Origin of the sequence: Mucispirillum schaedleri ASF457, assembly GCF_000487995.2 — a bacterium.
GTDB classification, from domain to species: Bacteria; Chrysiogenota; Deferribacteres; order Deferribacterales; family Mucispirillaceae; genus Mucispirillum; species Mucispirillum schaedleri.
The window spans coordinates 1,575,769-1,597,022 of sequence record NZ_CP097562.1; the positions used below are offsets into that span (position 1 = coordinate 1,575,769).

16 protein-coding genes are annotated in these 21,254 nt (G+C 29.8%); 6 read left to right on the top strand and 10 right to left on the bottom strand.

What is annotated here, in order from left to right; all coding sequences use genetic code 11:
- Position 1: 1 nt before the first annotated feature.
- The 6 genes from dnaE (at position 2) to N508_RS07495 (ending at position 9,112) form a co-directional block, all read left to right on the top strand.
- Positions 2-3,739: a DNA polymerase III subunit alpha gene (gene dnaE, locus N508_RS07470; RefSeq protein WP_023275799.1), complete on the top strand. Its 3,738-nt coding sequence runs from the start codon at positions 2-4 to the stop codon at positions 3,737-3,739.
- Entirely contained in the window at positions 3,739-4,578 is an 840-nt protein-coding gene (thiD, locus tag N508_RS07475) for a bifunctional hydroxymethylpyrimidine kinase/phosphomethylpyrimidine kinase (RefSeq protein ID WP_023275800.1), read from the top strand. Before dnaE ends, thiD begins: the two co-directional genes overlap by 1 nt.
- The gene (locus N508_RS07480) at positions 4,571-5,305 is read left to right on the top strand and encodes a class I SAM-dependent DNA methyltransferase (protein WP_023275801.1); all 735 of its coding nucleotides are present in this window, start codon (positions 4,571-4,573) and stop codon (positions 5,303-5,305) included. Before thiD ends, N508_RS07480 begins: the two co-directional genes overlap by 8 nt.
- Before the next feature lies 1 nt (position 5,306).
- Complete coding sequence (locus N508_RS07485; protein ID WP_023275802.1) at positions 5,307-6,680, top strand: LPP20 family lipoprotein; 1,374 nt, start codon at positions 5,307-5,309, stop codon at positions 6,678-6,680.
- Between the two features lie 8 nt (positions 6,681-6,688).
- Positions 6,689-7,813: a WD40 repeat domain-containing protein gene (locus tag N508_RS07490; protein WP_023275803.1), complete on the top strand. Its 1,125-nt coding sequence runs from the start codon at positions 6,689-6,691 to the stop codon at positions 7,811-7,813.
- Between the two features lie 141 nt (positions 7,814-7,954).
- On the top strand, positions 7,955-9,112 hold the full coding sequence (locus N508_RS07495) for a Fic family protein (RefSeq protein WP_023275804.1): 1,158 nt from the start codon (positions 7,955-7,957) through the stop codon (positions 9,110-9,112).
- A gap of 30 nt (positions 9,113-9,142) precedes the next feature.
- Here N508_RS07495 and N508_RS07500 read toward each other — a convergent pair whose 3' ends face one another.
- The 10 genes from N508_RS07500 to N508_RS07545 all read right to left on the bottom strand — a co-directional run bounded on the left by N508_RS07500 (position 9,143) and on the right by N508_RS07545 (position 21,122).
- Positions 9,143-9,835 carry a M48 family metallopeptidase gene (locus N508_RS07500; RefSeq protein WP_023275805.1) on the bottom strand — a complete coding sequence of 231 codons (693 nt, stop codon included), beginning with the start codon at positions 9,833-9,835 and terminating at the stop codon, positions 9,143-9,145.
- A gap of 3 nt (positions 9,836-9,838) precedes the next feature.
- Positions 9,839-13,015: a type I restriction endonuclease subunit R gene (locus N508_RS07505; RefSeq protein WP_023275806.1), complete on the bottom strand. Its 3,177-nt coding sequence runs from the start codon at positions 13,013-13,015 to the stop codon at positions 9,839-9,841.
- A 26-nt stretch (positions 13,016-13,041) separates the two neighbouring features.
- Positions 13,042-15,210, bottom strand: a complete 2,169-nt coding sequence (locus N508_RS07510; RefSeq protein ID WP_023275807.1) for an AAA family ATPase — start codon at positions 15,208-15,210, stop codon at positions 13,042-13,044.
- Positions 15,211-15,243: 33 nt separating this feature from the next.
- Complete coding sequence (locus N508_RS07515; protein WP_023275808.1) at positions 15,244-16,443, bottom strand: restriction endonuclease subunit S; 1,200 nt, start codon at positions 16,441-16,443, stop codon at positions 15,244-15,246.
- A gap of 61 nt (positions 16,444-16,504) precedes the next feature.
- Positions 16,505-17,494, bottom strand: coding sequence for a RhuM family protein (gene rhuM / locus N508_RS07520; protein ID WP_023275809.1), 990 nt, complete (start codon positions 17,492-17,494; stop codon positions 16,505-16,507).
- A gap of 139 nt (positions 17,495-17,633) precedes the next feature.
- On the bottom strand, positions 17,634-19,124 hold the full coding sequence (locus N508_RS07525; RefSeq protein WP_023275810.1) for a type I restriction-modification system subunit M: 1,491 nt from the start codon (positions 19,122-19,124) through the stop codon (positions 17,634-17,636).
- Positions 19,121-19,687, bottom strand: a complete 567-nt coding sequence (locus N508_RS07530; protein WP_023275811.1) for a restriction endonuclease subunit S — start codon at positions 19,685-19,687, stop codon at positions 19,121-19,123. The genes N508_RS07525 and N508_RS07530 overlap by 4 nt, the downstream gene beginning before the upstream one ends.
- A gap of 190 nt (positions 19,688-19,877) precedes the next feature.
- Positions 19,878-20,297, bottom strand: coding sequence for a protein-export chaperone SecB (locus N508_RS07535; RefSeq protein WP_023275812.1), 420 nt, complete (start codon positions 20,295-20,297; stop codon positions 19,878-19,880).
- Complete coding sequence (locus N508_RS07540; RefSeq protein ID WP_023275813.1) at positions 20,298-20,594, bottom strand: hypothetical protein; 297 nt, start codon at positions 20,592-20,594, stop codon at positions 20,298-20,300.
- Between the two features lie 3 nt (positions 20,595-20,597).
- Positions 20,598-21,122: a poly(ADP-ribose) polymerase family protein gene (locus N508_RS07545; protein WP_023275814.1), complete on the bottom strand. Its 525-nt coding sequence runs from the start codon at positions 21,120-21,122 to the stop codon at positions 20,598-20,600.
- Positions 21,123-21,254: the final 132 nt, after the last annotated feature.

Here is a 21,254-nt window from a genome sequence, read left to right on the forward strand (position 1 = left end):
AATGACACAATTACAAGAAAAAGAATGCTTAAAAGGCAGGTTTGTTCATCTTCATCTGCATACTTTATATTCTGCCCTTGATGGTGCAATTAAAATAAAAAAACTGGCAGAAAAGTTAAAAGCAAACGGAATGGAGGCCTGTGCTATTACTGACCATGGCGTAATGTATGGTATAATAGATTTTTATAATACTATGAAAAAAGAGGGTATAAAGCCTATTATTGGCAGTGAGTTTTATATTTCTCCAGACAGCCGTTTTAATAAAAAAGACCATTATAAACAAGGTGATGATACTAACTATCATTTAGTATTACTTGCTGAAAATAATGATGGTCTGCAAAATCTTTACAAGCTTTCTACCATAGGGTTTTTAGAAGGATTTTACAGAAAACCGCGTATAGATAAGGAAACATTAAGGCAGTATTCAAAAGGAGTAATAGCTCTTTCTGCATGTTTAGGTGGAGAAATATCTCGTAAGTTTTTAAAAGAAGGTTATGAAGCAGCCCGTAATGCTGCCCTTGAATATGATGAAATACTTGGCAGAAATAATTATTTTTTAGAGATACAGGAAAATGGTATCCCAGAACAGAAAATAGTAAATAATCAGCTTATCCAAATATCAAAGGAAACAGGTATACCACTTGTTGCTACATGTGACAGCCATTATTTAAATAAGGAAGATTATTCATCACATAATATATTAATGCAGATTCAATTAGGGCAGGTAGGCGATGAAAAACGCAAGCCTAGATTAAAGCCTGTGGATGCTTCTCAGCAGATAAAAACAGATACTACTTCACAAATGAAAGGGGATATTAACGGTTATCTTGCCAGAGAAGATGACTTAGATGATTTAAGCAGAGATACTTCTGATACATTAGACCCTGCAATAATGCACTCCCGCAGCGGCAAAATGGATTATTCCAGTATGCTTTATGTAAAAACTCCAGATGAAATGTATAATGATTTCAGCTACTGCACTGAAGCTGTTGAAAACACTGTTAAGATAGCAGAAAGATGTAATATAAGCATAACTTTTGGCATAAACCACCTGCCACAGTATGAAGTGCCAGAAGGTTATACACTAGAATCATATTTTAGAGAGCTTTCAGCAAAAGGGCTTAAAGAGCGTCTTAAAAAAGTGCCTGAAGAACAGCATCATATATACTGGGAAAGGCTTAATTATGAACTTGAAATCATTATTATGAAAGGCTTTGATGCATACTTTTTAATAGTGTGGGATTTTATTAACTATTCAAGACAAAATCATATTCCAGTAGGTCCAGGCAGGGGCTCTGGTGCAGGCTCTCTTGTTGCTTACTCCCTGACTATTACAGATATTGACCCTATCAGGTTTAAACTTTTCTTTGAAAGGTTTTTAAACCCAGAGCGTGTCAGTATGCCAGACTTTGATATAGATTTCTGCATAAAAGGCAGAGATGATGTTATAAAATATGTAAGCCAGAAATATGGAGAAGAAAAAGTATCTCAAATAGTAACATTTGGCACATTAAAGCCAAAAAATGCTGTCCGAGATGTATGCAGGGTATATAATACTCCACTTGTAGAAGTGAATAAACTTGCAAAATCTATTCCTGATGGTCCAAGTATCACTACATTCCAAAAGGCCTATGATGCAGACCCTGAATTATACAGCAGGTTTGAAAATATAGAGCATGGGGCAGAAATCCGCAAACACAGTGAAAATTTAGAAGGCTCTATCCGTCAGGTTGGTATGCATGCTGCCGGTGTTGTAATAGCAGATAAACCACTTGTAGAATATGCACCACTTGCAAAAGGTCCAAAGGGCGAGGTTATTCTACAGTTTGAAAAAGGTGCGGCAGAAGCTGTTGGGCTTATTAAGTTTGACTTTTTAGGTCTTAAAAACTTAACAATTATTGATGAAGCAGTAAAAAGGATACATGCCACAGTAGATAAAGATTTTGATGTAGACCATCTTCCACTTAATGATAAAGAAATATATGAGATGCTTCAGCATGGAGATACATCTGGAGTATTCCAGCTGGAAAGTGCCGGTATGAAATCACTGCTTAAAAGATTAAGACCTACAGTGTTTGAAGATATTATTGCAGCTAACGCTTTATACCGTCCGGGACCTATTGAAAGCGGCATGCTTGACAGTTTTATAAAAAGAAAACACGGAGAAGAAGAAGTAATATATCCTTTTGAAGAAATCAAAGATATATTAGAAGAAACTTATGGTGTCATAGTTTATCAAGAGCAGGTGATGCAGATAGCTCAGGTTTTAGGCGGCTACTCTCTTGGTGCTGCTGATATGCTAAGGCGTGCTATGGGTAAGAAAAAGAAAGAAGAAATGGAAAAAAACAGAGCCATATTCTTATATGGTGATGAAGAAAAAAATATTCCGGGTGTGCAAAAGTTAGGAAAAGATGTGCAGAAAGCATCAGATTTATATGATTTGATAGATAAATTTGCAGGCTATGGGTTTAATAAATCACACTCTGCTGCTTATGCTTATATTGCATACCAGACGGCTTATTTAAAAGTGAAATATCCAAAAGAATATATGAGTGCATTGTTATCTGTTTCTATTGATAATATTGATGATGTAGTAAAATATATAGATGAATGTTCCAGAATGGGTATAAAAATACTGCCGCCAGATATTAATAAAAGTTACTTTGATTTTAGAGTGGAGGGCGATGCTGTCCGCTTTGGTCTTGGAGCTATAAAAAGTGTAGGTCAGGCTGCTATTGAATCATTTATCATAGAGCGTGAAAAAAATGGCAAATATAAAAGTATATATGATTTATGCGACAGAATGGACTTTAAATCAGCTGCCAACAAAAAAACAATAGAAGCATTTATTTATTCAGGCACACTTGACTGTTTTGGAAAATCAAGGCATCAGCATACATGTGTATATATGTCTGCTCTTGAAGCTGCAGCAAGCAAAGCAAAGGACAGAGAAAAAGGCTTTGGCTCAATAGAAGATTTCTTAACTGGTGAACGAGAAGAATATTATCCAAATGTGGAAGAACCGCCTGCAAAAGTGCTGCTTTTAAAGGAAAAAGAAATACTAGGCTTTTACTATTCAAGCCATCCATTAAAGGAATATAATAAATATATAGAAACTTTTGCAGAAGATATGGAGCTTGTAAACAGTATGCGAAGTGAAGGTGAAGTTTTAGTTGCAGGTATGATTAAAAGCATACGCCATCATATTACAAAAAGTAAAAAGGAAAAAATGGCTTTTTTAGAGCTGGAAGATACAAAAAATAGTGTAGATGTAGTAGTTTTTCCAAAAATGTATGCAGATAATATCATGCACTTAAATGAAGATAATATAATAGCTGTTCAGGGAATGTTTACTCCAAATAATGAAGATGGCACAGGCTCTATTACTGCTAGAAAAATTATGACATTAGGGCATGCATTAGAAGAAAATACTGCCACACTAAAAATCACAATAGATACTGAAAAATCAACACCTGACAGAGTGTTTCAAATAAAAACTCTGATTGCACGGTTTAAAGGCAGACTGCCTGTAAATATAATATTCATTTTGCCAAATAAATACAGGGTATCAATGAGTGTATCAGAAGAATATGAAGTATGCCCTGAAATAGAATTTTTAGAGCTTTTAAAACAGGTGCCGGGTGTTATAGATATTGAGTTTGTGCAGACAGGTGACATCACATATTCATTAGATTTAGAAACAGAAAATTATACAATGGATACATGGAGTATAGCATAATGAAAAAAACACTAACAATAGCGGGAAGCGACAGCAGCGGCTGTGCAGGCATACAGGCTGATATTAAAACAATGGGGGCATTAGGTGTATTTGGAATGAGTGTTATTGCAGCAGTTACTTCCCAAAATACACTTGGTGTTACATATATTGAAGAATTAAGCACAAAATCAATTATTACACAGATTGAAGCAATTTATGATGATTTGGCACCTGATGCTTTAAAATCTGGTATGCTTTTTTCAAAGGATATAATAGAAGCGGTAGCAGATATATTAAAAGCAAGAAATAAAAGCCCTTATGTGCTGGACCCTGTAATGGTTGCCACAAGTGGTGCAAAACTTTTAAAAGATGATGCTATTTCTTATATGGTGGAAAAACTTTTCCCACTTGCTTATATAGTTACGCCAAATATACCAGAAGCAGAGCTTTTAAGCGGTATGAAAATAGAATGTCAGGAACATGTTGATAAAGCATGCAGGAAAATAAAAGATATGGGCGCACAGAATGTTATTATAAAAGGGGGACATTTCAACGACAAAGAATCTGTTGATACATTATTTGATGGTGAAAACCACTATGAAATATCTGCCGTGCGTGTAATAACAAAAAATACTCACGGAACAGGCTGCACTTATTCTTCTGCTATATGTTCATATCTTGCATTAGGCTTTAATTTGCTTGATGCTGTAAAATATGCCAAGCAGTATATAACATCTGCTATAATCTATGGAGCAGAAATGAATATAGGCAGTGGCAGCGGGCCTGTAAACCATTTTTTTGAAAATATAAAAAATAATAATGACGGCACAATATCTTTTGGGAGCTGCAGCTGTGGCTGAAATATATAAGGAATATGACTGCTTTGCTTATTTCTACAATAAATACTGGACTATTAATGCTCCGCTTTATTTAGAAAAAGCATTAGATATTCTTCTGCTTGAAAAATTAGAAGAAAATGCACATATTTTAGATGTATGCTGCGGCACTGGCAATGTGGCAGGCCTTTTGCATGAAAGGGGCTATAACATAACAGGGCTTGACGGCTCAAGCCTTATGCTTGACTATGCAAAAGAAAATGCTAAGGCAGTTGAATTTATTCAGGCAGATGCAAGAGATTTTAATTTAGGCAGAAAATTTCAAGCCATAACATGCCTTTTTGACAGTATAAACCATCTTTTAAATCAAGATGATGTATTATTAGTATTTAAAAATATTTATGAGCATTTAGAAGAACATGGAATATTTGTTTTTGATGCAAACTCGCTTTCATCATCGCAGGATGTAGATTTAAGTGATTTTTCTGCTGTAGAAAGTAATGAAGTTTTTATTTCACAAGGCTCATATAACAGTATAGAAAAATTAATAACATACTCTTTAACTGCATTTATTAATGAAGATAGTAAATGGGTAAGATATGATAACAAAATATATGAAAGATATTATGAAGAAGAGCTTTTAATATCTTTGCTTAAAAAAGCAGGCTTTAGAAATACTGCCTATACTTATGGGGCAGATATTGGAATAGAGCCTTTTGAAGACAGGGTATTTTTTACTGCATGGAGATAGTATGAATAAGCTGATTTTATTTTTATTTATGTGTTTAATTTCCTTCAATGCTTACAGTGCAGATTTACAGGGTATAGGTTATGGCTCTACAATGGAAGAAGCAAAGCAGGAAGCACTGTCAGATTTATCTGCATCAGTGAAAGTGCAGGTATATTCAAAGCATGAGCAGACAACATATAAAAATAAAAACAAAATAAAGTCAGATTATACACGCTGGACAAAGCTTTCAACAAATGTGCCTCTGCTTAATCCATCAATATATTATTCTAAAGAAAACGGAAAGCATAAAGCCACTGCAGTTATTGATAATCCTGCATTATACAGTAAAAAATTGACAGATATTGCAGAGCGTATTGATGAGATGACAAAAAATATAAAAACTGGCAGCGATAAAACATTAAATTACAGAGTATTAAAATCTGTTCAGAGCTTGTATGATGAATATGAAAGCTATCAGGCAGTGGCAGATGTGCTTGGCATAAAAGATTATCTGCTGCCTAGAATAAGCAGTGCAGAAGCATTAAAAATGATACTTGAAATGCAGGAAACACCACCAAGTTTAGAGGTAGCTGCAGAAGTGCTTACAAAAGATATGAATGAAAAAAATATCTATGTAGCACCAGTTATGTATGCAGGCAAAGAAAATATTACAGAGTTTGGTGCATTTTTTAAAGATATGCTTTCAACTAAGGTAAACTCTGTAGAAGTAGAAGAAGACGGCAGAAATAAACTCCGCTGCTCATATACACAAAGCGGAAATGATATAATTATGGCATGCTCACTTATTACCGGCATATCAAAAGTATTAAAATCATCAGCTGTTAAAATACCAAAAGAGCTTGTTACAATGCAGGCAGTGCCAAAAACTGATACATCATCTATTTTAAATACATATACACCACTAAAAACAGATTATAAAATATGGATAAAAATATCCACAGACGGAGACCCGACATTTTTACGAGAAAATGAGCCTTTTACTCTATTTGTTAAAGCAAATAAAGCAGGATATATATATTTTATTACAATGAATAATGCAGTAGACGGAGAAGCTAATATTTTACCTTTAGACTGGAATAATAAGTTTATTAAATATATTGATGAAAAAAATATAAATAAATGGGTATGTATAGGTCATTACAGGGTCAAAGCACCTTTTGGCAGCGAAAGTTTATATGCCTTTGGGCTTGAAAAAGAGCCAATGGCTGAATACATTGTGCCAGAATATACTCTTGATAAAATAGGATATTTAAAAAATGTCCGCCCTGAAGTGCTTTTGCAGGATGTATTATACCTTTTTAAAAGACAGCAGGGAGATAAAACTATGACATCTATTACATTTACAACAGCACCAAACAGAAAGAAAATGCAGTAAGGTGATATATGAAAAAATTATTTATTACAGTAATTATTTTTTATGCATTTAATTTATCAGCTGCACCAAAGATAGATTACAGTAAAGCATATTATATATCAAGCAGCGCAGCAACAGAACAGCTGGCAGTTTTTGGCAGTTTTGACGGCAATATCAGGCTGATAGATGCAGAAACTTCTGATATAATACTTCTTGATAATGCACATAAAAAACCAGTCATATCTATGAGTGTATCAAAAGACGGAAAGTATTTAGTAAGTGCTGGGCAGGATGATGTGATTATTTTTTGGGATATTGAACATTATAAAGAAATTAAGCGGATAGTAAAGCCCGCAATGGGTGTGCGTGCTGTGGCATTAAGCCCAAAAGCAGATAAATTATATATTGCCTATCCTGCTGCCATTTATGAATATGAAACAAAAAACTGGGTGAATACTGGGATTTATGAAGGCTATAAAAATGGTATTTATTCTATTGCAGTAAACGGCAGTGGTAAAATATTGGCTGCTGGCTCAAAAACTGGGGATATTTATATTACTGATTTAGAAAAAGGTGAAATCACTGATACTTACAGGGCAGGCAGGCAGTTAATTATGAGCCTTGATTTTGCAGGTGATAAAGATATTTTAATCAGCGGCGGATATGATAACACAGTCCGAATATATAATCTAGGCAGAGCAAAACCTGTAAAAGAGTTTTCACTTTTTAAAGATGCAGTAAAATCTGTAAAGTTAAATAATGATGGCACTCGTGCTGCAATAGGCTCATCAGACGGCACAGCTTTAATTTATAATATATCATCAGGGCAGGTGATAAATCAAACTATATCTGAAGATGGAGAAATAACATCCCTGTCTGCACCGAAAAGCCTTAATTTTACAGCATATGGCAAAGGCACAGCATTTCAAGAAGAACGATATGGAGTTATAGCATACCCAAATAAAAATGGAGTATTCAGAAAACTTTATTCTATGCAGGAAAGCGATATTATAATATCAGAAAAAGACTATATAAATGGCAGGGGCAGTTTTGGAGAATATATATCGTCATATAATCGGGGAAATAAAGAAACAATGACAGAAATAATGGAAAACTATTTCAGACAGGATAGGCTGAAAGTAACCCTGCCGTAAAATATGTTATTTTAAGATAATAAGCTAACTTAAAATAAGAAAATCCTTATTTTAAGTTCAAGGCTGAAGTTAAAATAACAGCTTGCTTATTTTAAGATAATAGGTTAACTTAAAATAAGAAAATAAAAAAGGTCAGATTTTATGGAAAGAGGTTTACAGGGCAGATATGAGATATTAAGACTTGGAGGAGAAGAAGTTCGTTCATTTATCCCCAATGAATTGCCTTTAAAACAGCTTTTACAGTTAAATACAGAAATTTCTAAAAAGCTGGATAATGCACTTGTATCATTAGGCAGGCTTGACAGTATTTCAGAAATACTGCCAGATTCTTCATTATTTTTATATATGTATGTAAGAAAAGAAGCAGTCCTATCATCTATGATAGAAGGCACTCAGTCTTCAATATCAGATTTATTAGTATATGAATTAGAAGGCATTCCAGGCGTCCCTATGGATGATGCAATGGAAGTAAGTAACTATGTTAAAGCATTAGAATATGGTGTAAAGTGCATAGATGAAGGTTTTCCAATATCCAGCAGATTATTTAAAAAAATACATAATATATTATTATCAAAAGGCAGAGGCAGCAAAAAAGAGCCGGGGCAGTATAGATTAAGCCAGAACTGGATAGGCGGCACAAGACCTGGTAATGCGGTATATGTGCCACCGCCACCAGATATGGTAGATAAATGTATGGGTAATCTTGAAAATTTTTTACATGATATAAAAAGTGTTACACCTGTATTACTGAAAGCCGCCATAAGCCATGTGCAGTTTGAAACAATACATCCATTTTTAGATGGTAATGGTAGATTAGGCAGGCTTTTAATTTCCCTGCTGCTTTATGAAAATAAAATTTTACAAAAGCCGTTACTATATTTAAGCTTATATTTCAAAATTCACAGGCAGGAATATTATGAGCATTTAACAAATGTAAGAGTAAAAGGTGACTGGGAAAAGTGGATAGATTTTTTTGCAGATGCTGTTATCCATACATCTAATCAGGCTGTAAGAACAGCAAGAAATTTAATAAATCTGATAAATGATGATGAAGCAAAAGTAAATAACATAGGCAGGGCATCAAGCACAGCATTAACAGTATACAGATGCTTTGTAAAAAATCCTATATTAAATGCTGGTGCAATACAAAACCAAAGCAGTTTAAGCACAGCAACTATACATTCAAGTTTGGAAAATTTAGTTACTTTAGGTATATTAGAAGAAGTTTCACAAAAGAAAAGAAATAAAATATTTGCATATAAAGAATATATAAATATATTAAATGAAGGCACTGAATAAGATTAAGATATGGTAGATTGTTTTTAAAAATTATCTATAAGTCAATATTTTTAATTCCATCTTATGCTTTATTTCCTGCCAGTTAGGTATTTTGCTAGAAAGCAGGGCATAGAATTCTTTTGAATGGTCTTTATAATAATAGTGGCATAGTTCATGTGTTATCACATATCGGATAGATTTTTTATCTACCATAATTAATGCAGGGTTAAGTATTATTGTATTATTTAAGTAACTGCCCCAGCGTTTATTTAATTGCCTTATTTTAAGTCTAGGTGTTTCCATATCTTTAAATGTAGCAAGGCAGTTTAAAAGCTCTTTATAAAATATTACTTCTGCTTTATGATACATAAATTTATCAAGTATATTTTTATTATATTCTATATTATCATGCTGTTTTGTATAAAGGAAAAACCTATTTTTATTAAATGTAACATAATCACTTTCAGATTTTTCTACTTTTAGCATATACTGCCTGCCAAGATATTTTACATTAGAGCCAGAAACATAACTTTGCACTTGCTTATTTTGGAACTGCTTAAAATATTCTAGTTGTTTAAAAGCCCATACTGTCCGTTTTTCAATAAATTTATTAATAATGCATTCTTCTGCTTCTAATGGTGCTTTTAATGTAATATTTAAATCTGGGTGCACAATTAAAGCAAGTGTTTTTCTATTTTCTTTTTCTATTAATATTTTTTCTTTAATATATTTATAAATATCCATTAATTACCTATTAGCCACAGCAATATTCCATATTTCTTCTGAAAGAGTGCCTATTTTATTATAATCTGTCAGTTCAAGTTCATCTATAAAGTAGTCTTGTATCATATTAAGCACTTTATTTTTAATATCTATTTTCTTATGAAAATCTACTTTTTTATTTTGAGCTATAATATTATAAATATATAAAGTGATTTCCGCTACTTCTTGCAGGTTTTTATCCCTAAATTCATTTTTTAATTTCCTAAAATAAGGATGAGTATTAGTATTATTTCTAATACTATCTGGTAAGTTTTCAGAATTATCTTTATATGCTGTAACTTGTTCTTGCACTTGTTTTACTTCCTGTAAAAGTGCATCAATATCTTCTTCTTTTATAAGTTTAAGCCTTTTAATAATATCATCAATTATATCTGAAAATTTTTGATAAAATTCTTCATCTTGAGAATATCTTTCTTTAATAATTTTTTTAGTTTGTGCAGCGATTGCATCAGCTTGTGATTTTTTAGAAAGCCCTGTTTTATTATCTTCAATAAAGCTATTAAATTCTTTTGAGTTACTAATATTTATTTCTTTTGTAAGTACAGTAACTTCATCAGCTGATAAATGTTCATCTAATATTTTTTTCAGTTGGTTTTTATATTTAGAAAAGTCAATAATTTCAGCCATTGCAATTTTAGTAGCCTTTTTTATTTCCACATAGCTTTTAAGTGTATTTTTATATTCACTAATCGCAGCAGGGGAAAGTTTTGTATAAAAATCTGGCAGTGAAAGGCAAGAATTAAATACATCTATACACTTATTTACATTATTATAAAAAAGTTCTCTTTCAAAAGAGTTATCAGCTTGTTTTAAAAAGTCTACATATTTTTCAATAGGTGCAGTATTAGGAATATTTTTAAATGTTTTTCTCATTTGGTTAAAAATATTTTGTAATTCCGCTATTAAATCATCTGTATTTTTCAGCATATTTTCCACATCGCTTGGGTTAAAGCCAGAAAAAAGCTGCATAGCATCTTTTAAGTTTTGGGCATTAGCAGAATAATCTATAATAAGCCCATTATTTTTTTTCTGTTTGTTATTATCTCCGTCAAACACTCTATTTACTCTAGCTATAGCCTGCATTAAGTTATGGTTTTCTAGCTGTTTTACAAGGTAAAGCACAGTATTTCGTGGAGCATCAAAGCCAGTTAAAAGTTTATTAACTACTATTAATATTTCTATTTCATCAGTATCTTTTTTAAATTTATCTATCGTTTCTCTTTCATATTTTTTAAGTGATTTTTCTTTTTTAATATTTTCTAAAAATTTTGCTACCACATTATTATAGTCTATATCTTCATCATCAGTAGAGCCAGTATTATCATATTTATTATCATCAGAAATCACTACTGCCGTATTAAGCACTTTATCTTTTTTTACAGACTGATGATATTCTTGAAACCATTTGTGAAAGCATACTGCTGCATATTTAGATGGTGCTACTATCTGCCCTTTAAGCCCTGAGCCTTTAAAATTAGCTATAAAATGCTCATATATATCTGTTGCCACCACATATATATATTTACTATTTTCTTTCATTAAAGTGCTAGAAACATATTTTTTTATTAAATCTTGCTTTTGTTTTTCATTTAATGTTTTAGTGATTCTATCAAACTTAAAATCAGCCATTATTTTATCAAGTTTTTGTTCTGCAAACCTGCCTTGATATACAAGCTCACATACTGCCTTATCAATTTCAGCATCTTTCATTTTATATGTATCTATTAAGTTATTATTAAATTTTTGTATTGTTCTACTTTCTGTTTTTGTCATAAGCGGTGTGCCAGTAAAGCCAATAATACAGGCTTTTGGCATAACTGCTCGCATAGTGGCATGTGTAATACCATCTTGAGTTCTATGGGCTTCATCTACAAATATAAAAATATCGCTATCATCATCTATACATTCAGTAATATTAAATTTATGTATAAGTGTAGTAGTAATAGAGTTATATTCTTTTGTTTTTAATCTATCTACTAAATCTTTTCCGCTACTAGCTTTTTCTATTTTTGTACCAAGGTTATTATTTACAAAAGTATCTTTTATCTGCTCATCTAAATCTATTCTATCTGTAACAATGAATATGCGGGCAAGTGGTATTTTTTTAAGTATAAGTTTTGCAAGTATTACCATAGTAAGAGATTTGCCACTACCTTGTGTATGCCATATAAGCCCACCATTTCGCACACCATTTTCATTATATGTGCTAAGGCTTGCAAATGTTTTTTTCACTGCAAAATATTGGTTATAACGGGCTATTTTTTTAATATTTTTATCAAAAAGTATAAAGTTTTTAATAATATCTATAACCCTTTCTTTTTGTAAAAGCCCATATATACCTATATCCTGCTCTGATGGTTCATCATTTATTGTATAGTTATATTTTTTTATGCTTAAGTCTTTTAATACCTTATTTAGAGTATCATCATCTAATTTATTATTTATAGTATATAATAGTTTATCATTATATTCATCAGTAGTATATTTTTCTTTCCACATATTATAATAAGCATTTGGAGTTTTATATGTGCCATATTTTAAGTTAGTAATATTTGTAGCTATATATATCTGCGGAAATAAGAAAAAGTATAGTGCATCACTGCCAGTGCTATTTTTTATAATCTGCTTAATTGCTTCATCAACTGCAACAGAAGGCTTTTTATTTTCTATAATTGCACAAGGTATGCCATTTATAAATACTACAATATCTATACGGATATTCTTTTTATCTATAATATTATATTCTGTAGTAACATGGTATATATTATTTTCTACATTTTCCCAGTCTATTATTTTTATACTGCCATCAGTTTTTTTACCATCTACAAACTCTTGGGCACTTTCTGCCATAGTTAGCATATTATATATATTTAATGAAGCACTTTCACTACCATTATCAAAGTTCGTTTTTTGTATCTCATATATTCTATTTAATATACTTTTATCAGAAACACTTTCATCATTTAGCTTCCGCATAGCTTGGAAAGTGATTTCTTCTAACAGATATTTATAGTCCTGCTTATGTAAAATATCTCTAACTTTTTCCCTAGTAAGATAATTATAACCCATATTTATAAGCTGCTTAACAGCAGAAAATTGAGATGTACTTTTTTCATCGTAATTAGGTAAGGTGTTATTCATGGTTAGGCTCCGTAAGTAACTATATATTATTCTTTAATCATTGCCTTGAAATGATGTGCATAATTTTTATCTTTAAATAATTGTTCAAAAAGAGCAATATATTTATCAACTGGCAATGTTTCATATTCATCAGTAAAGAAATGTGTTTCTTTATTAACAAATCTATATAGGCTTGAATATTTAGAATCATTTTTTAATTTATTAAAATCATCTTTCAAAATAATAGAGTAAAAAAATTCAAGTATATTTCTCATAGTATTTGGTAATAAAATTTGATTTATATTTTTTTTGATAGTTATTTCTTTGTAAGTTTGCCAAAAAGCAAGATATTTATATAAGTTTTTCTCATTTAGAGAGCCAATAATGGAGCCTTTATCTGTTCTATAAATTTGAAATAGTTTACTAGCATCATGATTAATAGTCCTTTTTAACTCATCAAAAAAATAGATGTTATGTGTCAATATAAAAAATTGTTTAAATAATTCAGTTTGTTGATTTTTTAATTCAGTTAATTTTCTTATGATAAAAGCTATTTCAAATAAATTATTATTTGAAATACTGCTGATTGGGTCATCAATAACTACAATAATATTTTTTATTTTTGCTGCTGACTTACATTTTTCTATGAAATATAGAAAGCTAATAATCATTTTTTCGCCTTCACTAAAAGAATGAAAGTCTTGATTATTATTTTGGTCTTTTCTTACTAATTTATATTTATGTTTATCTTCTTCTGGACTATTAATAATTGTTTCATCTATATAGTTATCAATATAAAAATAATCAAATCCCATATTTTTTAATTGATTATTAATATTTTTTTTTGCTTCTTCTACATTTTTAAATTTTGTAAGATTTTCTTCATATTCTTTTTTAAGTGTAGTTAATTCTTTATTTTTTTCTATGATTTTATTGTTACATACAATTATTTGTTTGTCAAGTTGCTTAATTTCATTATTTATATCATTTATATATTGTTGCAATTCTGTTTTTTTGATACTCCAAAATATGTTAACTAAATATGTTTTTGTTGCTTCTTGATTATTAATTTCATTATTATCATTATCAATTTTTTTATTAATATAATTTATAAAATTATTAAGTTGGTCTAACTCATTATCTATATTTTCTAAATTAATTTCTATATTAGGTTTTAAAATTTTTTCTCTTATTTGTCTAGAGATTATATTTAATTTATTAATTAGACTATAATATTTTTCATCAAAAATTTTTATTTCTGCCTGTATATATTTATTATCTATATAATTATTTTTATTTAATAAATTTAACTCATCATCAAAATTATTTAGTAACTTGTTTAATAAATTAATATCATTATTATATGAAATATCAAAATATTCTTTTAAAGAATTAATAAACTCATTAGTTATTGTTTCTTTTTGACAAAATGGACATATATTATTATCTTTTTCTATATAGGCTGTATATCCTTGTTTTACCCATTCTGCATTATTTAATTTTTCAATATATTCAGATATTTTACTATTTTTATTTCCTACAATTATTTTATTGAAAATATCATTAGAAATAATTTTTTTTATATTATCTAAATTCAAATATTCTAAAGTTGGTGTAATTCCTGTATCATTTTTTAATCTGTATAATTTTGTATAAATATCACTACTTGTCACATCGTTATGTTGAATGATTTTCTTGTCTAAAAAAGATTTCAAAAAAAGACTTTTTCCTTTTTTATTCATATCTTTTAATAGTATTGTCCCTATATCTTTTTTCTCAAGTTCTACTTTTATGTTCCATATTAATTTTTCAAGCTTTTCTTGATGGTTTTTCTTCATTATAATAAGCGATGATTTATTAACTTCGTTATTTGTATTATATTCTAATTGTCTAATTTCTTCAGTAATATTATTAATCTTATTTTTTATTGTATCATTTTTTTCTATTATATTCGGATTTTGTCCCATATAAAACACAGGTTCAAATTTTTCTTTCACTTCATAAAAATTTTTTAATATATAATCAGTATTGAATGTAATAATTTCATCAATATTTTTTTCATCCCATTCAATATATTCATTATCTATTTTAATATTTTTTGATAATAATGTCTTGCCCGTTCCATTAAAACCAAAAATAAGATTTATTCTTTTATCTGTTTCTAACTTTGTTTCTTTATAACTGCCTATATTTTTCATAGTAATAGATTTAATCATGTATAAACCCCCTTTTTATAGAAAATTTCTCTTTTACACTTTAACTCTGCCAGTTAGTAAATTTTGCATTAGTCCTTTTTTTTGCTCTGTATATAACTCTAACTGCTTGTTTAATAACTCTATTTCTTTATCTGCTTTTAATAAAATATCTGCAATAGCTTTTTGCTCGTTAAACAAAGTAGGGATGAGTATTCTACCTAATAAAAAATCTTTTGGTTTTACTGCTTTTCGTTCATATACAGTGCCTTCTTCATATCTTCTAATTTTGTCTATAAAAGATTGTTGTGTTAATACAAAAGCTATAAAATCAGTATTATAGTCAGAATTTACTTCAAAAGTTATATATATTGGGGAAAATATGCCTACTCCATAATTATTTTTGCATATAACACCAAATTTTAGATTAGCAGGATTATAACATATATCATCTTTTCTTGTTATCTTATATTCTTTACCTTGTTTTGTAACAAGGTAATCTCTATCATATTTATCATTTTTTTGTATAATACCATATTTAGTTAATGATACATGATGATATTTTCCATTTTTTTCTGCATATATATTTCTTTCTGTTAATACTTCCCCAAGTTCTATGTTTTTCCAGTCATCAGTCCAGCCATGTAATCTTTTTTTGCCTGTTAGTAGATTTTGCATTAAGCCTTTTTTTTGTTTTTCTTTATATGCAATTAATTCTTTTGTATGCTCTATTGCTTTATCCCATAATGATAATATTTCTGCAATTTTTTCTTGCTCCGCAAGTGGGGGTACAGGTATTTTTACACTTTCTAATATAGATTTATATATATGTACTACAGAATCACCTTGTCCTAACCTATTAAGTTGTTTTCTCCCTATGCTATTAAGATAATAAGTTATAAAAATAGATATAATTTTATCTTGTCTTAAAATGATGATATCTCCACCCGCATATGCATACTCTTTGCCTATATATGCAATTGATTTACCAATTTCTTCTTTTGTTTCACCAGAGCCAGTAAATAAAATATCATTTTGATATATCTCTGTTGTATAAGGTTTTAGATTAATTGGAATAAATGATGTAAATTTATCTGTGTAAAAGTCATAAGAAGTATAAATTTGCCCATATATTACACATGGTAAACCATTATCACATAATTCATCTTTTTTTATGCCTTTACCTTTTAAAAAATTACCAATTTCCCCTAATTTTTTTACTTCCCAGCCGTTTGGTATATCTATCTTATTTGCCATATTGCACCTATAACTATTTGATATATAAGCAATGTGCAAATTTTGCACATTGCTTTTTTTATTATTTTTTTTGTTTAATTTCTTTTGTAACTGCTTCTAATTCCAGCATATCCTGCTTGTCTGCTTCTTCTGCTTCAGCTTTTTTACGGGCATTATTAAATATTTTATATTTTTGCTCTGCTATTTTTTTCGCTTCTTGTATTGAAACACTACCATGTGTTTTTAGCACATTATATTCATTAAAATTTAAGAAAGTATCCACTTTTTCTTTCCAGTCATCTATTTTTAATGCTATTTTTTTCATTGCTTGGTTTTCTGCATAGTCTAAAAACATTGTTACAAGCCGTTCTAACTCTTTTACTTCTGATTCTACAAGATAGTTTTTAGCAATAATAACATCAGTTTTTCTTACCCTTGATTTTTCCCATGTTTGCAAGTTCATATTTGGTTTTGTTTCATCAGCTCTTTCTATAATTATTTCAGCAGCAGTTTTTTGTATTACTGCATATAGCATTTTATTCTGTACTTCTGCAAAAAATAATTGTATATCATTGTTTTTAGGGTCATAATCTTGAGATAATGCAAATAAATCTTTAATTTTTTGATAAAATCTTTTTTCACTTGCTCTAATCTCGCGTATTTTTTCAAGTAATTCATCAAAATAATCCCACTTGTTAGGATTTTTAAGCCTTTCAGAATTAATGGAAAATCCTTTTATCATATATTCTTTAATTACTTGGGTTACCCATTTTCTAAAATTTATAGCTATACTGGAATTTGTCCTATATCCAACGGCTAATATTATATCAAGGCTAAAAAGTTCTATTTGCCTTACAGAATTTAACATAGATATTTTTTTTACATTAGTTTCTTTATCTACTTCATTATCAGATAATATATTGTTTATATGTCTTGAAACACCAGTTCTATCTATATTATATAGTTTTGCAATACTATCCCTATCAAGCCATAATGTTTCATTATCTAAATCTAATTGTAAATCAAGTTTGCCATTTTTTGTTTCATATATAATCAACTGTTTTTCACTCATATTTCACCTGTAACTTATTGATAAATAAAAAATGTGCAAATTTTGCACATTTGGAAAAATGTGAATATTTGAAAATTATATAAATCAATATATAATTTTACTCCCAGTTGTAAAGAGTTACTTTACAACTGGTATTTCCTTATAAGCCTAGATTTTGTAAATGTTTTTGCATTTCTTTTTTTACTGCTTCTAGCTCTTTTTCTAAACTTTCTATTTTACTGGCTACTTCTTTCATATCCACTTGTTCTTCTTCTTCAAAAGTATCTACATAGCGGGGAATATTTAAGTTATATTCATTTTCTTTTACTTCTTCATAGCTTGCAATATGGCTATATTTTTCTATCTCTTTTCGCTCTTTATAGGTAGTAAAGATTTTATTTATTATTTCATCGCTTAGTTCATTTTGAGTTTTATTTTGTATAAACTCATTTGATGCATCTATAAATAAAATATCTTTCCTTGCTTCGTTTACTCCCCCTTGTTGCCTACTTTTATCAAATATTAATATGGCAACAGGTATGCCTGTAGTTTGAAAAAGCCCGCTAGGTAAGCCTATAACTGCATCAAGTATATTTTCTTCTATAAATGCTTTGCGGATAGCTGCTTCGCTTGCTCCCCTAAAAAGCACACCATGTGGCACAATAACCGCCACTCTGCCTTGCTTATCTTTTGCTACTTCTACCATATGGCTAATAAAAGCATAGTCGCCCTTGCTTTTAGGTGGCATACCACGATGAAAGCGGTTATATGCATCATCTTCTAAATTATCATAGCCCCATTTATCAAGAGAAAAGGGTGGGTTAGCAACTACCACTTCAAACTTCATTAAGCCATCTTCATCTTTTAAAAGTGGGTTATTAAGTGTATCTCCCCATTTTATTTCTGCATTTTCTTTGTGGTGTATAAACATATTCATTCTTGCAAGGTTGTAGGTGCTGCCTACTTTTTCTTGCCCGTTTAATGAAAAATCATCATTGCCAACTTCTTCCCCCACCATTAAAAGTAATGAGCCAGAGCCACATGTAGGGTCGCATATTCTATCTCCTGTTTTTGGCATAGCAAGTTTTGCTAAAAGGCGGGATACAGTTTCTGGGGTAAAAAATTCCCCAGCTTTTTTGCCTGCATCGCTTGCAAACTGTTTTAAAAGATACATATAGGCATTACCTAATAAGTCTGTTTTGCCTACATCTTGCAAATCTATCTTTGCAAAATCTCTTAAAAGGTTGCGAAGCATGTTGTTTCTTTGGTCTGCTTGCCCTAGTATTGATTGGCTATTAAAATCAACTGTAAAAATATCTTTTAAATGGTCTCCATTGGCTTCTTCTATAGCATGTAAGGCTTTGTTTATTATCTCCCCAAGGTTATCTTGTGAAATCTGCTTAAATACATCATCAAAAGATGCACCATCTGGTATATGAAACCGCATATTTTTCTTTTTCATTTCAAGCCTTGCAGGGTTATCTCCATATTGTTTTATAAGCTCATTAAGTTCTGCCTTATACATATCACTTAAATATTTATTAAAAAGCATAGCTAAAGAATAATCTTTAAATATACTTGCATCTACTATTCCACGGGCAGAGTTTGCTGCATTCCATAATAATGTATTAAGTTCTTGTTGTGTTATCATATCAAAGCTCCATTCATTAAATTTTCTAACTGCATTTTTCTAAGATTATAAATTTCTTGTTGCAATATAAATTGTTTGCTATTCAGCCGATAAAGTTTTGTAATTTCTTCCTGCTTATCCATACTAGGCAAATCAATTACTAAATCATCTAATGCCGTTCTTGGTAAAACTGGAGTAGTGGCAGAAAGAAGTGTTACTTTATCAAGCTGCTTTTTACATGCTGGACTATTAAGCCATATAGCAAGATAATCACTATTACATATTTTACTATCCACATTTAATATAAAGATAGCATTAGATGTAACAAACTGTTCACTACTTTCAAATACAGCAGCTTTAAAAGTACCCCTTGCTGTAAGCACTATTTCCCCTTGACTAAGTGGGGTTATACGCTTAATATTATCAGTAGATATTTTAATACATTGGTGGTAGTTGATTTCCCCAAATGCATTAATATCTTTTGCTTGCAGCAGATAGAAAGTGCCATTTTCATCTGCTGCGACTTGCCCCCTAAAACTATAACCAGTTTTAATGGTGCAAAAATCTTTGATTTGTAACTTCATTTTAACCTCCTTACTAATTTCGCTACATTCTTCTACTGCTGAAATTAGCGTTTTTAGTTACAATATATCCTAACTTTTTAGGATATATATACCTATACTACTGATAAAATTATTTGTCAAGAGAAAAATGCAGTAGAGAGATGTATCTTAAAAATTATTAGAGATGCTAAAAAAATATGGTGATATAGTGTTACTTTTTACTGTCCTCAATAAGTGCATTTACATTGATTGTTGGTAATAGTAAAGTGGTTCCATTATTTGCAATTTTGGTTATATCAGCTACAGTGGAGCGGATAAATGGAAATAATAAAGCTGTTCCATTATATTCTACTGCCCTTTGAAATTGTCCTGCTTCCAAACCTTTGTTAGTAAAAATACCATATATTATAAACGATAGATAGAATGGATATTTATTATTTCCTTTTTCAAAAAGTTCCACTTCTATTATTAATTGTCCATCATTGCCATTAATAGAAACTTGGCGTGCAAGTTTAAAGTTCTCACCACTTAAAGATATATTGTGTGGTATTACATCTCTATTTAATTGATAATTAATATTATCAACACCATAATGTATGAACCCTAATGCACCATTAATATCTTTTGGCATTTATGCAACTCCAATATAATCATTTTTATTAGCAGAGTAAGAGCTATATTTAGTTGTTATATCCCGCTTATCATTTATATCAAAACTTTTTAAAGATATAGATGTTTTACCAATTTTTTTAATAATAAATTTATCATATTTTGTTATAATATTCTCATATATTTCATTTTTACTATAGTTCTCAGGTAATTTATACTCCCAAGGCAAGTTTTCTGCTTGATTTACAAGCTCTAAAAATTTATTGTTTGGCATATCATTTACATACTTTTCAAAATTTTTCAAAAAATCTTTATTCATCTTTTAAACCTCAACTTTACAATCTGTAATACAATCAGTGTTTATAACACATATTTGTATTCGACCAATTCCAATAGGGAACTTTTGTTTAGCCTTGTTTATATTCTCAAAATTTGTATTTTTAATTTCAAAAAATGCTCTTATAACATCAAAGTTTTCTTGTTGTTTTAATAATTCAATAGTTGTTGACATAAAACTTTTATCTATTTCTTCATTTTGTATTTTATTGTATTTATTGGCTACTATTGCACACATTTTATCAAACAGTTTAAGGTGTTTTGGGTTACCGACTAAGTCAAATACTTTCTCTTCATCTGCTTTAATCATAGCAGAAACTATGCCAATTTCCTCAAATTGCCTAACTTTTTTACTCCAATCTATAGCATTTTGCTTGTTGTCAAAAAAATATACACCATTACCAAGCCATTCAGTTTTTCCACATGATATTTTAAAATTTATTTCATTGCTAGATTTACAAATTTTATTTGCATTTTCAAGGCTTGTACCATGGTATGCCCTTTGCTCCATTATATACCTTAATGTATTTAGAATATTTTTGTATTACTTTATTATATTATATTATTTTTATTCTTGCAATATAATTTTATTTCCCATTTTCTTTTACTGGACTATCTTTGACAATGTAAAATTATTGTGTTA